Raw genomic sequence first — 12,023 nt, 5'->3', positions numbered from 1 at the left:
CTACACCCATGGCGGCCGGACAGCAACGGAGAAAAAGGTGCTGGATTGGGTGAAAGAGGCAGCAGAGCTTGGTGCCGGTGAGATTTTACTAACGAGTATGGACAGTGATGGCGAAAAAAATGGCTTTGATCTTCAGCTGACAAAGGCTGTTAGTGAGGCCGTGACAATACCCGTGATTGCTTCTGGCGGTGCTGGTAATGCCGAGCATTTTGCAGAGGCATTTATGACTGGAAAAGCAGATGCAGCCTTAGCCGCTTCTATTTTTCATTACAAAGAAACGTCAGTAGATGAAGTGAAGGGGTATTTACAGGGAAAAGGAGTGAGCATACGATGAACGTACGATTTGATGAAAAAGGACTCGTCCCTGCAATTATTCAGGATGCAGGAACAAAAGAAGTGTTAACACTCGCATATATGAATGAGGACTCGTTAGCAAAAACGATTGAAACGGGAGAAACCTGGTTCTATAGCCGCTCTCGACAGGAATTATGGCATAAGGGAGAGACTAGCGGTAATACCCAGACGGTTGTCAGCATTAATTATGATTGCGATCAAGACGCGGTACTTGTGCTCGTGTACCCGAAAGGACCGGCTTGTCACACAGGAGCCGTAAGCTGTTTTTCAGAACGAATTATCGAAGGTAAATCAAACTTGGCCGACTACCAAATCCTCCAAACACTTGAAAAGGTCATTAAAAAACGGGAACAGGAACGGCCTGAAGGAGCCTATACGACTTATCTTTTTGAAAAAGGCGTCGATAAGATCTTGAAGAAGATCGGCGAAGAAGCCGCCGAAGTCATCATTGCTGCGAAGAACAGAGACCATGAAGAATTGAAATGGGAAGCAGCGGATCTGCTTTATCACTTACAAGTATTATTGGTCGAGCAGGAACTCCCTTTAAAAGAGGTATTACGGACATTAGAGGAAAGACACAAAGACCGGTCGTAAATCGACTGGTTTTTTATTTGTTTGGCGAGCATTTGGGAGTCAACTTCTAACCCTTCTCTAATTACCTCCAAATATGGTATAATACATAAGTTATGTTGAAAAATGTGGAGGACTTCAGGTGAAAGAAGCGAAGGCAAGAATTCAAAAGGGAAAACTATTGACATTTGTTCCGACGGGGGAATATTATTTCACGAAGGGTTTAAAGGCATACCATCGACGTGATTTTATAAAAGCAAAAAAATATCTTGGGCGGGCGATTCAGCTTGAGCCGGGTGAACCGATGATTACATGCCAGTTGGCGATTGTGTCAACAGAACTTGGCGAATTTGAAAATTCCAACCGACTTTTGCATCATATCCTTGAAGAGCTTGATCCAGAAATGGCAGAGTGCCATTACCTGTTAGCAAATAATTACGCCCACTTGGGATTTTTTAAAGATGCTTACCATCATGCCAAACTATATTTAGATATAGATCCAGAAGGTGACTTTGCAGAAGACACAGAGGATTTATTGGAACTGCTGACCTTGGAATCAGACGAATTCGAAGATGAGCTGTACGAACAGGATGATCTCATCATTAAACAAGAGCAAGCACGAGAGCTTTTAGAATCTGGATATTTTCCTAAGGCAATTGAGCTGTTAAAAGATGTTGTCAAGGAATATCCAGAATATTGGTCGGCTTATAATAACTTAGCCTTGGCCTACTTTTATTTAGGGAAAGTGGAGAAGGCGGAAACAATTTTAGACGAGGTTCTCGAGCGAAATCCGGGGAATTTGCATGCCTTGTGTAACAGACTTGTCTTTGCTCATTATCAAGGGCAGTCAAGTGATGTCACCGATATGCTTCAAACCTTGAAAAAAATTCAGCCTCTACTCAGTGAGCATCAATTTAAGCTTGGTGCAACATTTGCTTTAGTTGGCGAGTATGAGCATGCCTATGTATGGTTGAAAAAGCTGTATAAACATGGCTTTGATGGGGATGGCCCCTTTTATTATTGGCTTGCCCATTCCGCCTTTTATATTGGCTATGAAAACTTTGCAAAAAGCATTTGGAAAAAGGTGCTGGAAATCACTCCAGAAAAAGAAGGCTCAGAGCCGTGGAATGACGAAAAGACTCCGGAAAATGGATTTGAGGATAACAAGGGGTCTATTTTTCTAAAGCTCGACAGTGGCTATATGGAAGAACGATTATTTGGTCTTTTCCTGACATCTGTTTCAAGTAAAAAGGAGGAAATCCTGTCTTCCAAGAAGCTGTTTCAGAATCAGAAATTTACTCCACTTGAAAAGGAGTATATTTCCTTCATCAGATCAGGAAAACCATCCTTTACGGAGGATGCACAGGAGATTGCGGAGCTTTTTTATGAAAATCACCATCCGATTGGTATGGTTGAAGCTGGGTTATATTTAATGTGGTTCTCCTTGTTTATTGAGATGTCTAAAGCTGAAGTGAGCTTGAAAAATAAACGGGCCTGGGCTGGAGCCGTCGAGTACATGTGGCACAAGTTACGCACGGAAAAAGTATCCCAGCAAGAGGTTGCCAACCGCTACGGATTATCAACGGCAACGATTGCCAAATATGTGAAGATCGTGAATACGTATTTAAATTAGGGATAGAAACCGTCGACAGTGCTAAATTTGAGCAGATATTTGGACTATTATACGATTGTTTATTACGATTAAGTAGGGAATGATAATACTTAATCGTATTTTTTTATAGATGGATAAAAGGAGTGAAAAACGATGTCAGAAGAAACGATTTATGACGTTATTATTGCTGGGGCTGGCCCAGCAGGGATGACTGCCGCTGTTTATACATCACGCGCCAACCTTTCTACTCTTATGATTGAGCGCGGTATGCCAGGCGGACAAATGGCCAATACCGAGGATGTGGAGAACTATCCTGGCTTTGAAAGTATTTTAGGACCTGATTTATCGACAAAGATGTTTGAGCATGCCAAGAAATTCGGGGCCGAGTATGCGTATGGCGATATTAAAGGAATTGAGGATCAGGGTGACTACAAAATTGTCACCGCGGGGTCAAAACAATATAAAGCCTACTCTGTCATCATTACAACAGGTGCTGAATATAAGAAGATAGGTGTTCCTGGTGAAAAAGAGTTAGGCGGCCGTGGCGTTTCTTATTGTGCTGTATGTGATGGCGCATTTTTTAAAGGAAAAGAGTTGTTCGTCATTGGTGGCGGCGATTCAGCGGTAGAAGAGGGTGTCTATTTAACTCGCTTTGCATCTAAGGTAACAATTGTTCACAGACGTGATCAGCTTCGTGCCCAAAAAATTCTTCAAGATCGGGCTTTTGCGAATGAAAAAGTGGACTTCATTTGGAACCATACCATTAAGGCCATTAATGATAAGGATGGAAAAGTGGGCAGTGTGACCCTTGTCTCCACTGAAAATGGGGAAGAACAAGTCCTCCCTGCGGATGGAGTCTTCATTTATATTGGAATGGTGCCATTGTCAAAGCCATTTGAAGGTCTTGGAATCACAAATGAAAATGGCTATATTGAGACAAATGACCGCATGGAAACGAAGGTACCTGGTCTTTTTGCAGCTGGAGATATTCGTGAAAAAACACTGCGTCAAATTGTAACGGCGACGGGAGACGGTAGTATTGCCGCCCAAAGTGTGCAGCATTATGTGGAAGAGCTTAAAGAAGAAATGAAATTAAAGAAATAATCCGGTTAATGGGATGTAACCAATTAGATGAAAATATTTACAAAAAAGTAACTCTGTTTTAATTCTCTTGTAACAGTAGTGAAATATAGATAAGGTATCATAATAGTTAATTGACCCCCTTTAAAAATATATACCTTTCTGCACAAGCCCAGCAGCTTGTGCTCTTTTTTTGCCCCAAAGGAAGGTGGATTCTATTGCACGTTCCAGACATGAGAAGAAATTATTAACATAAATATCAATTTTGTATTCATTGTGACTGTATCCCAAAAATAGTATAATGAAAAGAATAAATTATTTGTTATCGTAGGATATTTAGCATTTTAGCTCGAGCCCTGGTCAAGGCGCTTGCGCTTTATTAAGAGGGTGAATAATCATGCAGCGGGTTACAAATTGTGTATTAATAAGGAATAATCAAATCTTGTTGCTACAGAAACCACGTCGCGGTTGGTGGGTTGCTCCAGGTGGAAAAATGGAGCCCGGTGAGTCGGTTCGAGACTCTTGCATCCGGGAATTTCGTGAAGAAACTGGTATCTATTTAAAAAACCCCCAATTAAAAGGAATTTTCACGATGATTATGAAGGAAAGTGATGAGCTTCTCTCCGAGTGGATGATGTTTACATTTGTAGCAACGGATTCAGATGGTATCGATTTAGAGGAGTCTGATGAAGGTAAGCTGGAATGGAAACCAATTGACCAGATAAAGGGTTTACCAATGGCCGCAGGTGATTTACATATCATTGATTATATGGTCCATGGCAAAGGGATTATTTACGGCACATTTACGTATACAAGTGATTTTCAATTAATCAGTTATCGTTTAGATCCAAGTTAAGGAAGTCTCGTTAATTTGCCGAGCTCCTTTGGGCGAAAATATAGACAAGATGTTAATGGATACGAAGGTAGAGTGGATATCGATTCTGCTTACATTAGGGGGAATAAATATGAGTACTGGTTCGACAAGTGAAACCCAAATGGTCATCATAACTGGAATGTCTGGGGCTGGAAAAACTGTCGCTATTCAAAGCTTTGAAGATTTAGGATTTTTCTGTGTCGATAATTTGCCTCCTACACTGCTTCCAAAATTCCTTGAACTAATGAAGGAATCAGGGAATAAAATGAATAAAGTGGCTCTAGTTATGGATCTGAGAGGCAGGGAGTTTTTTGAGCATCTTTTTAAAGCATTAGATGAACTTGCGGAAACCTCATGGATCACGCCTCAAATATTATTTTTAGATGCGGATGATGCCACACTAGTAAGGCGATATAAAGAGACAAGAAGAACACATCCGCTTGCTCCAACAGGTCTTCCTCTGGAAGGAATTACGCTCGAGCGCGAGCTACTTGAGGAATTAAAGGGTCGGGCACAATTAATTTACAATACTTCTCAGAAGAAACCGCGTGAACTACGTGAGAAAATATTAACGGAATTTACGGCGAATAAACAAATCATCTTTACGGTCAATGTCATGTCGTTTGGCTTTAAGTACGGGATTCCTATCGATGCGGATCTTGTTTTTGATGTACGTTTCTTACCAAATCCTCATTATATCGATCACATGAGACCAAAAACAGGCTTAGATGAAGAGGTTTCTAGCTATGTATTAAAATGGAATGAAACACAAAAGTTTTTGGAAAAGGTGACGGACTTACTAGGCTTTATGCTTCCCCATTATAAAAGGGAAGGGAAAGCGCAATTAGTCATTGCGATTGGCTGTACAGGCGGACAACACCGCTCCGTTGCCTTAGCTGAATACATCGGTCAATTTTTCAAAGAGGATTATAAGACTGTTGTTTCTCATCGTGACATTGAGAGGAGAAAGGATAAAACAACATGAGAGAGTTAGGACAGCCACGTATTGTCGTCATTGGTGGAGGAACAGGGTTACCGGTTTTATTGCGAGGCTTAAAGCAGTATCCTGTTGATATTACCGCTATTGTAACTGTCGCAGATGACGGCGGCAGCTCTGGACGCTTGCGTGATGATCTGCATATTCCTCCTCCAGGCGATATTCGTAATGTGTTAGCATCACTTTCGGATGTTGAACCGCTTGTGGAGGAAATGTTTCAGCATCGTTTTAAAACATCAAATGAACTTTCTGGACATTCGCTTGGAAATTTAATTTTGGCGGCGATGACTTCTATTACCGGGAATTTTGTTCATGCCATTCAAGAAATGAGCAAGATTTTGAACGTGCGCGGCAAAGTACTGCCTGCTGCTAACCAAAGTGTGGTCTTACATGCAGAAATGGAAGATGGAGCGATTGTTTCAGGAGAGTCGAAAATCCCGTATTCCGGGAAAAAAATTAAACGAGTTTTTTTAACTTCCAAAAAGAGTATTCGGCCCTTACCGGAGTCGATTCAAGCGATTCGCCAAGCTGATTTAATCATTATTGGACCTGGGAGCTTATATACCAGTATTTTACCAAACTTGCTTGTGCCGCGCTTAGGAGATGAGGTTTGCCGCTCGCATGCTAAAAAGGTATACATCTGTAACTTGATGACCCAAGCTGGAGAGACGCATGGGTTTACGGCAAGTGATCATGTGAAGGCAATCTATGATCATATGAGTTGTGCCTTTATCAACACGGTTCTCGTGAATAACGAGGAGATTCCGCCAGATATTCAGCTCCGCTATAATGAAGAGCTAGCAGATCCGGTTCAATACGATTTACCACAGCTGTTTGAGCTAGGACTTGAAGTAGTTCATGCTGATATTGCCTACCAGGAAAATGGGGCGTTACGCCATGATCCGAAAAAGGTGGCAAAAATTTTATATAATTTGTTGATTTCTGAAACCAAAAAGCGTTATGAAGCGTAGATACTAATAGGCTATTTAAACATTGTACAAAAGGTATTATTGTTAATTTAGTCTTGGTAGTACGGTGTAGAGCATTTTTGGTGAAAGAAAGTATACATTTTGACTTTGAGAATTGTCCAGCTCCAGGCGCCATCGGCTCGAGGTCACAAGCCAATCCGTCGAGAAGGTTAAAGAACAACCTTTCGGCCGGCTTGTCTTGTGCTTGTCGCCGATAGACGGGTGCCTTGCGCTTTTCTTATAGGGGGTGAGGGGATGTCTTTCGCTTCGGAGACGAAAAAGGAATTAACTAATTTGGAAGTGAAAACTTGTTGCAATCAATCTGAACTGTCAGCTCTGATTCGCATGAATGGTTCCCTTTCCTTTTCAAATCGTAAGTTAGTTGTTGATATTCAAACCGAAAATGCTGCGATTGCCAGAAGAATTTACACATTGTTAAAAAGGAGCTACCAAGTCCAAGTGGAGCTCTTGGTTCGAAAAAAAATGCGCCTCAAGAAGAATAATGTATACATTGTTCGTTTAGCTGAGCAGGCAAAAGAAATCCTTGAAGATACTAAAATTCTTGGTGAAGGATTTACCATTATTCATGATATTGCTCCAGAACTTGTGAAGAGGAAATGTTGTAAGCGTTCTTATCTACGCGGTGCATTTCTAGCTGGAGGTTCTGTTAATAACCCAGAAACCTCTTCCTATCATTTGGAAATTTCTTCGCTTTATAAAGAACACAATGATTCTTTATGCGAATTGATGAATACATTTGGACTAAATAGTAAAACGCTTGAACGGAAAAAGGGCTTTATTACGTATTTAAAAGAAGCAGAGAAAATTACCGAGTTTCTCAATATCGTAGGAGCCCATAATGCTTTGCTTCGCTTTGAGGATGTTCGGATTGTCAGGGATATGCGTAACTCCGTAAACCGTCTTGTTAATTGTGAAACCGCCAATCTGAATAAAACGATCGGTGCTTCTATTAGACAGGTGGAAAACATCCGCTTTATCGATTCAACCGTGGGTCTGCAAATTTTACCTGATAAACTCAGGGAGATTGCTGAACTCCGGGTCCAATTTCCTGACGTTACTTTAAAGGAACTCGGTGAAATGGTTTCTGGTGGTACCATCAGTAAATCGGGCATTAATCACCGCCTAAGAAAAATCGATGAGATTGCTGACAAGTTGCGTGTTGGTGAGGCGGCTCCAAGGAATCATAGTTTGTGAACTAGTGAATTAACAAGCATATAGAAAATAACTAGAGGAGGAATTATATAATGTTGGTAAAAGAAATAGAAGTAAAATTAAAAACAGGTCTTCAAGCCCGACCAGCAGCTCTATTTGTTCAAGAAGCTAACCGTTTTTCTGCAGATATTTTTCTGGAAAAAGACGGAAAAAAAGTGAATGCGAAAAGTATTATGGGTCTAATGAGTCTCGCTGTTGGCTCTGGTGTGGTCATTAACATTATCGCCGATGGGGATGATGAAGTAAAAGCCATTGACGTGTTATCTGAATTTATTCAAAAAGAAAATTAAACGAAAAGGGTTTGGCCTCAGGGGTGAGGTTGAATCCTTTTTTTTGTAAAAAAAAGGGGGAGGGTGGAGGATTTGAGCATGTTTTTTTTACAACAAAATGGAAAAAACCAATATTGGCAAAAAATGAGCCAATAGAGAGTGAAAATCATCCAATACTAACAAAAAATGAGCCAATCCCCAAAAATACCTAATCAAATAAAAAAGCAACCGGCATCAAGGCCGATTGCTTCATTTTATTTCTTTTCAGCTGTTTCATTAGGTTTACGTGTGATGATGCTGTCAATAAGGCCATATTCCTTCGCCTTTTCAGCTGTCATAAAGTTATCACGGTCCGTATCTCTGCTAATGACTTCAAGAGATTGTCCAGTCCGCTCTGCTAAAATGCCATTTAACTTTTCACGAAGGAAAAGGATACGTTTAGCAGCAATTTCGATTTCCGTTGCTTGACCTTGAGCACCGCCAAGTGGTTGGTGAATCATCACTTCTGCATTAGGAAGTGCATAACGTTTTCCCTTTTGACCCGCTGCAAGTAAGAAAGCTCCCATAGAGGCAGCCATCCCGATACAAACGGTGGAAACATCTGCTTTAATATATTGCATAGTATCATAAATTGCCATTCCAGCTGTGATACTTCCACCCGGACTATTGATATATAGTGTGATATCTTTTTCAGGGTTTTCAGCTTCAAGGAATAATAATTGAGCTACGATGCTGTTGGCAACATTGTCATCAATGGCGCTGCCAAGCATAATAATCCGATCCTTTAACAGACGGGAGTAAATGTCATAGGCGCGCTCTCCGCGATTTGTTTGTTCAATTACTGTAGGAATCAAATTCATTTTTTTTCCTCCTTTGAGTGGAAAAGGTAATAATAATATGTACTGTTATCATACACTGATGGTCAATAAAGGTCAAACAATTCGATCTTAAAATATTCGACAACTTTCCTTCATACAGCATAACCATTCTCATCTTATTTAAAACCTATTCTTTGCTTGCAAAGGTAAGGAATTTATCATATAATATAAAAGTCGCTTATATAGTGCGCTCGTGGTGCAACGGATAGCACGTAAGATTCCGGTTCTTAAAATGGGGGTTCGATTCCCTCCGAGCGCGTCACTTTAATCCCTTGTTCATAATGAGCAAGGGATTTTTTGTTGCTTTAAATCTACTAACCTCCCTTTTAGAAATGAATTTTTCATTAACGAATCCGACTCCTTCGTGTAAAATAGATAAAGGGGGGATTAGAATGGATTTGAAAGCAGGGTTATGGCAACAGCAAACATTAAAATTAGCGATGACCCAGGAGTTATCGCAGGCCATTGCATTATTACAGTACTCCGTCCAGGAGCTAACCGCCTTTTTAGAAGATAAGGCCTTAGAAAATCCATTACTAAAGATTGAAAATGGTACGGTTAAGCCGATGAACCCCCTAATTGACCGCAATCGGCGAATGCATCAGAAAGCGGAAAAGAACTGGATTGATCAAATCGCTGACAAACCCTTCTCGCTTGAGGAGCACATCCTCACACAGTTAAACACAACGAACTTATCGGCTGAGCAAGAAAGGGTCATCCGTTGTCTTATCCAAAACCTAGATGAAAACGGTTATTTTATGGGTGAAATCAGTGAAATCGCTAACAATCTACAGGTAGGAATGGATGTAGTGGAGGATTGTCTTGCTGTTATACAAACGTTGGAACCTGCGGGAATTGGCGCAAGAGACCTTCAAGAATGCCTATTAATACAATTTTATTATAAATATCCAATGAATGAATTAGCGCAAACGATCATCACTGATTATTTCATCCCGTTTGCTGAAAAGAAATGGAAAGTCATTACGAAAGAACTTGGTGTCACATTGAAACAGGTCCAGGATGTCTTTGACGAGGTCCAATTACTTAGTCCAAAGCCAGGGGGCGGTTTACATAAGGAAACAACGACCTATATTACTCCTGATGCAATGGTGGAGCAAACGGCAGAAGGGCTTACTGTTCGAATGGTCGATGACTCACTGCCAAGAATTAGCTTTAATAACCAGTATTTTAAACAATTTAATAATCAGGACCAACAGGTCAATCGCTTTTTGCAAGATAAAGTCCAAGACTATCATTGGATCTTAAAAAGTATGGAACAACGAAGAGAGACTCTAACAAGGGTGGTTGCTAAAATTGTTGAAAAGCAGCCTGCCTTTTTTCAAAAAGGAGTACAATATCTAATCCCGATGACGATGAAGGAAGTAGCTAAGGAGTTAGATATACATGAATCAACCGTTAGTAGGGCTGTTAGGGAAAAATATATTCAAACACCCATGGGCACCTTGGCTTTGAAAAGTTTTTTCACAAGTACGATTCAGACAACTACAGACGATGAAACGACCTCGTCTGCACAAGTCAAAAATGAAATTAGTGCATTAATAAAAGAAGAGAATAAGGAAAAACCGCTTTCTGACCAAGAAATTGTGGAACAATTGAAAATCCTGAAAGGGATCAAAGTCTCACGGCGAACGATCGCTAAATACCGTGACCAACTTGGAATTCCCTCCTCTTCTAAGCGAAAACGATTCAATTAAACAGTTCAAAATGGTGAAAGAAAGGAACAGAATGATGCCGGAAACAACATCAATCACTTTATATACTCGAACACGTTGCCCGCTCTGTGATAAAGCAAAGGCTATACTTTTGGAGCTCCAAGAGGAATGGAATTTTACATTTGAAGAAATTGATATTGAAACAAGTGATGAATTAACAGAACGATTTGGGTTGATGATTCCAGTAGTCTATATGGATCGTAAAGAGGTTAGTTTTGGCTTTGTTGACAAATTTGAGATTAGTAACCGTTTACAAAAAAAAAAGCTTGGCAAATAAGTTGAAATCAATATTTACTCCTGTTACAATTAAAAACGTAATAGGGGTGATTTTTTTTCGAGTAGGTGGGACATAATATGTCTATGGTGGACATTTTACGACCAACTACATATAATAAAGGAGCATGCTATTCATGCAGTCATTTATCGATATCCAAAAAAGATTATTACCCGATCTCCTTCAAGTTTTACAAAAGAGGTATACCATCCTACGATACATAGGTTTTATGCAGCCGGTAGGAAGAAGGAGTTTAGCGACCAGCCTTGATTTAACTGAAAGAATTCTTCGGAGTGAAGTAGAATTCCTCAAAGAGCAAAATCTTATTTATGTCAATAATGTAGGAATGAGCTTGACCTCTGAGGGGAAAAATTTACTTGAAGATTTGGAAGGTTTAATGCGTGAGTTAAAGGGTATTGATGTTATGGAGTTGGAATTAAAACACCGGCTCGGCATCAAAAAGGTTATCATCGTACCTGGCGATAGTGATGAATCACCTATGGTCAAGAGCGAATTGGGTAAAGCAAGTGCTATTTGCATGAAAAAGCTGCTAGTTGGGAAAAATATCATCGCTGTAACTGGCGGTTCAACAATGGCCGCAGTTGCTGAGAGACTATCACCCGATCTTACCCAGAGGGAAATCCTCTTTGTTCCTGCAAGAGGTGGAGTTGGCGAGGACGTCCAAAATCAGGCAAACACCATTTGCTCAAATATGGCTCGAAACACCGATTCTAGACATCGCGTTTTATATGTACCTGATCAGGTTAGTTCGGAAATTTATGAATCCCTGATCAAAGAGCCTGATATTCATGAAGTTTTAAATTTGATTCAATCTGCAAGCATGGTTATCCATGGGATTGGAGATGCTATCACAATGGCTGAACGACGAAAGACCAACCCGGAAATTAAGCAAAAGCTTGAAAATGGGAAGGCTGTCGGTGAGGCTTTTGGTTATTACTTTGATGAAGAAGGCGAAATTGTCCATAAGGTATTAACGATTGGACTACAGCTTGAAGACCTTGCTCATATCCCGAATGTGCTTGCTGTTGCAGGTGGGGCATCAAAGGCAAAGGCAATTAAGGCATACTTGAAACAAGCACCGCCATCGACGATGTTAATTACTGATGAAGGTGTCGCAAAAAGGTTATTGAAAGGGTAAATCCTTTTATAAAATAAATCTT

Annotated in this window: 13 protein-coding genes and 1 tRNA gene; 13 read left to right on the top strand and 1 reads right to left on the bottom strand. The window is 40.4% G+C overall.

The window, feature by feature from the left end:
- From TY15_RS11335 to TY15_RS11295, 9 genes are all read left to right on the top strand, one after another.
- Nucleotides 1-334, top strand: a 334-nt coding sequence (locus TY15_RS11335) for a HisA/HisF-related TIM barrel protein (protein ID WP_042374448.1), incomplete at its 5' end; no start/stop codon positions are given.
- Nucleotides 331-948 (top strand): bifunctional phosphoribosyl-AMP cyclohydrolase/phosphoribosyl-ATP diphosphatase HisIE, encoded by a 618-nt coding sequence (gene hisIE, locus TY15_RS11330; RefSeq protein WP_040204147.1) that lies wholly within the window; start codon nucleotides 331-333, stop codon nucleotides 946-948. The genes TY15_RS11335 and hisIE, both read left to right, overlap by 4 nt.
- Nucleotides 949-1,066: 118 nt before the next feature.
- A complete protein-coding gene (locus tag TY15_RS11325) occupies nucleotides 1,067-2,557 on the top strand; it encodes a tetratricopeptide repeat protein (RefSeq protein ID WP_040204145.1) in 1,491 nt (496 codons plus the stop codon).
- Between the two features lie 132 nt (nucleotides 2,558-2,689).
- Entirely contained in the window at nucleotides 2,690-3,640 is a 951-nt protein-coding gene (gene trxB, locus TY15_RS11320) for a thioredoxin-disulfide reductase (protein ID WP_040204143.1), read from the top strand.
- Nucleotides 3,641-4,013: 373 nt separating this feature from the next.
- Nucleotides 4,014-4,472 carry an NUDIX hydrolase gene (locus TY15_RS11315; RefSeq protein WP_040204142.1) on the top strand — a complete coding sequence of 153 codons (459 nt, stop codon included), beginning with the start codon at nucleotides 4,014-4,016 and terminating at the stop codon, nucleotides 4,470-4,472.
- A 109-nt stretch (nucleotides 4,473-4,581) separates the two neighbouring features.
- Nucleotides 4,582-5,475: an RNase adapter RapZ gene (rapZ, locus tag TY15_RS11310; RefSeq protein WP_040204140.1), complete on the top strand. Its 894-nt coding sequence runs from the start codon at nucleotides 4,582-4,584 to the stop codon at nucleotides 5,473-5,475.
- Nucleotides 5,472-6,458 carry a gluconeogenesis factor YvcK family protein gene (locus TY15_RS11305; protein ID WP_040204139.1) on the top strand — a complete coding sequence of 329 codons (987 nt, stop codon included), beginning with the start codon at nucleotides 5,472-5,474 and terminating at the stop codon, nucleotides 6,456-6,458. The genes rapZ and TY15_RS11305 overlap by 4 nt, the downstream gene beginning before the upstream one ends.
- Before the next feature lie 252 nt (nucleotides 6,459-6,710).
- Nucleotides 6,711-7,670, top strand: a complete 960-nt coding sequence (gene whiA, locus TY15_RS11300) for a DNA-binding protein WhiA (RefSeq protein ID WP_040204138.1) — start codon at nucleotides 6,711-6,713, stop codon at nucleotides 7,668-7,670.
- Between the two features lie 50 nt (nucleotides 7,671-7,720).
- Complete coding sequence (locus tag TY15_RS11295) at nucleotides 7,721-7,978, top strand: HPr family phosphocarrier protein (protein ID WP_040204137.1); 258 nt, start codon at nucleotides 7,721-7,723, stop codon at nucleotides 7,976-7,978.
- 233 nt (nucleotides 7,979-8,211) lie between these two features.
- Here TY15_RS11295 and clpP read toward each other — a convergent pair whose 3' ends face one another.
- Nucleotides 8,212-8,817: an ATP-dependent Clp endopeptidase proteolytic subunit ClpP gene (gene clpP / locus TY15_RS11290; RefSeq protein WP_040204136.1), complete on the bottom strand. Its 606-nt coding sequence runs from the start codon at nucleotides 8,815-8,817 to the stop codon at nucleotides 8,212-8,214.
- 205 nt (nucleotides 8,818-9,022) lie between these two features.
- Here clpP and TY15_RS11285 point away from each other — a divergent pair.
- The 4 genes from TY15_RS11285 (at nucleotide 9,023) to TY15_RS11270 (ending at nucleotide 12,001) form a co-directional block, all read left to right on the top strand.
- A tRNA-Arg gene (locus TY15_RS11285) sits at nucleotides 9,023-9,094 on the top strand.
- 133 nt (nucleotides 9,095-9,227) lie between these two features.
- Nucleotides 9,228-10,550 carry an RNA polymerase factor sigma-54 gene (gene rpoN, locus TY15_RS11280; RefSeq protein ID WP_040204134.1) on the top strand — a complete coding sequence of 441 codons (1,323 nt, stop codon included), beginning with the start codon at nucleotides 9,228-9,230 and terminating at the stop codon, nucleotides 10,548-10,550.
- Between the two features lie 31 nt (nucleotides 10,551-10,581).
- Nucleotides 10,582-10,845 carry a glutaredoxin family protein gene (locus TY15_RS11275; protein WP_392391407.1) on the top strand — a complete coding sequence of 88 codons (264 nt, stop codon included), beginning with the start codon at nucleotides 10,582-10,584 and terminating at the stop codon, nucleotides 10,843-10,845.
- 133 nt (nucleotides 10,846-10,978) lie between these two features.
- Complete coding sequence (locus TY15_RS11270; RefSeq protein ID WP_040204132.1) at nucleotides 10,979-12,001, top strand: sugar-binding transcriptional regulator; 1,023 nt, start codon at nucleotides 10,979-10,981, stop codon at nucleotides 11,999-12,001.
- The last annotated feature ends 22 nt before the right edge of the window (nucleotides 12,002-12,023 follow it).

This window comes from Neobacillus jeddahensis (genome assembly GCF_000612625.1).
GTDB classification, from domain to species: domain Bacteria; phylum Bacillota; class Bacilli; order Bacillales; family Cytobacillaceae; genus Neobacillus; species Neobacillus jeddahensis.
The sequence above is the reverse complement of the archived record's forward strand: the minus strand, read 5'-3'. Positions and strand labels throughout refer to the sequence as shown.

What these genes read in the sequence shown, in the direction of transcription:
- hisIE (WP_040204147.1), top strand. Translation starts at nt 331, where the DNA reads ATGAACGTACGATTTGATGAAAAAGGACTCGTCCCTGCAATTATTCAG.
- trxB (WP_040204143.1), top strand. Translation starts at nt 2,690, where the DNA reads ATGTCAGAAGAAACGATTTATGACGTTATTATTGCTGGGGCTGGCCCA.
- TY15_RS11315 (WP_040204142.1), top strand. Translation starts at nt 4,014, where the DNA reads ATGCAGCGGGTTACAAATTGTGTATTAATAAGGAATAATCAAATCTTG.
- rapZ (WP_040204140.1), top strand. Translation starts at nt 4,582, where the DNA reads ATGAGTACTGGTTCGACAAGTGAAACCCAAATGGTCATCATAACTGGA.
- TY15_RS11305 (WP_040204139.1), top strand. Translation starts at nt 5,472, where the DNA reads ATGAGAGAGTTAGGACAGCCACGTATTGTCGTCATTGGTGGAGGAACA.
- whiA (WP_040204138.1), top strand. Translation starts at nt 6,711, where the DNA reads ATGTCTTTCGCTTCGGAGACGAAAAAGGAATTAACTAATTTGGAAGTG.
- TY15_RS11295 (WP_040204137.1), top strand. Translation starts at nt 7,721, where the DNA reads ATGTTGGTAAAAGAAATAGAAGTAAAATTAAAAACAGGTCTTCAAGCC.
- clpP (WP_040204136.1), bottom strand. Translation starts at nt 8,817, where the DNA reads ATGAATTTGATTCCTACAGTAATTGAACAAACAAATCGCGGAGAGCGC.
- rpoN (WP_040204134.1), top strand. Translation starts at nt 9,228, where the DNA reads ATGGATTTGAAAGCAGGGTTATGGCAACAGCAAACATTAAAATTAGCG.
- TY15_RS11275 (WP_392391407.1), top strand. Translation starts at nt 10,582, where the DNA reads ATGATGCCGGAAACAACATCAATCACTTTATATACTCGAACACGTTGC.
- TY15_RS11270 (WP_040204132.1), top strand. Translation starts at nt 10,979, where the DNA reads ATGCAGTCATTTATCGATATCCAAAAAAGATTATTACCCGATCTCCTT.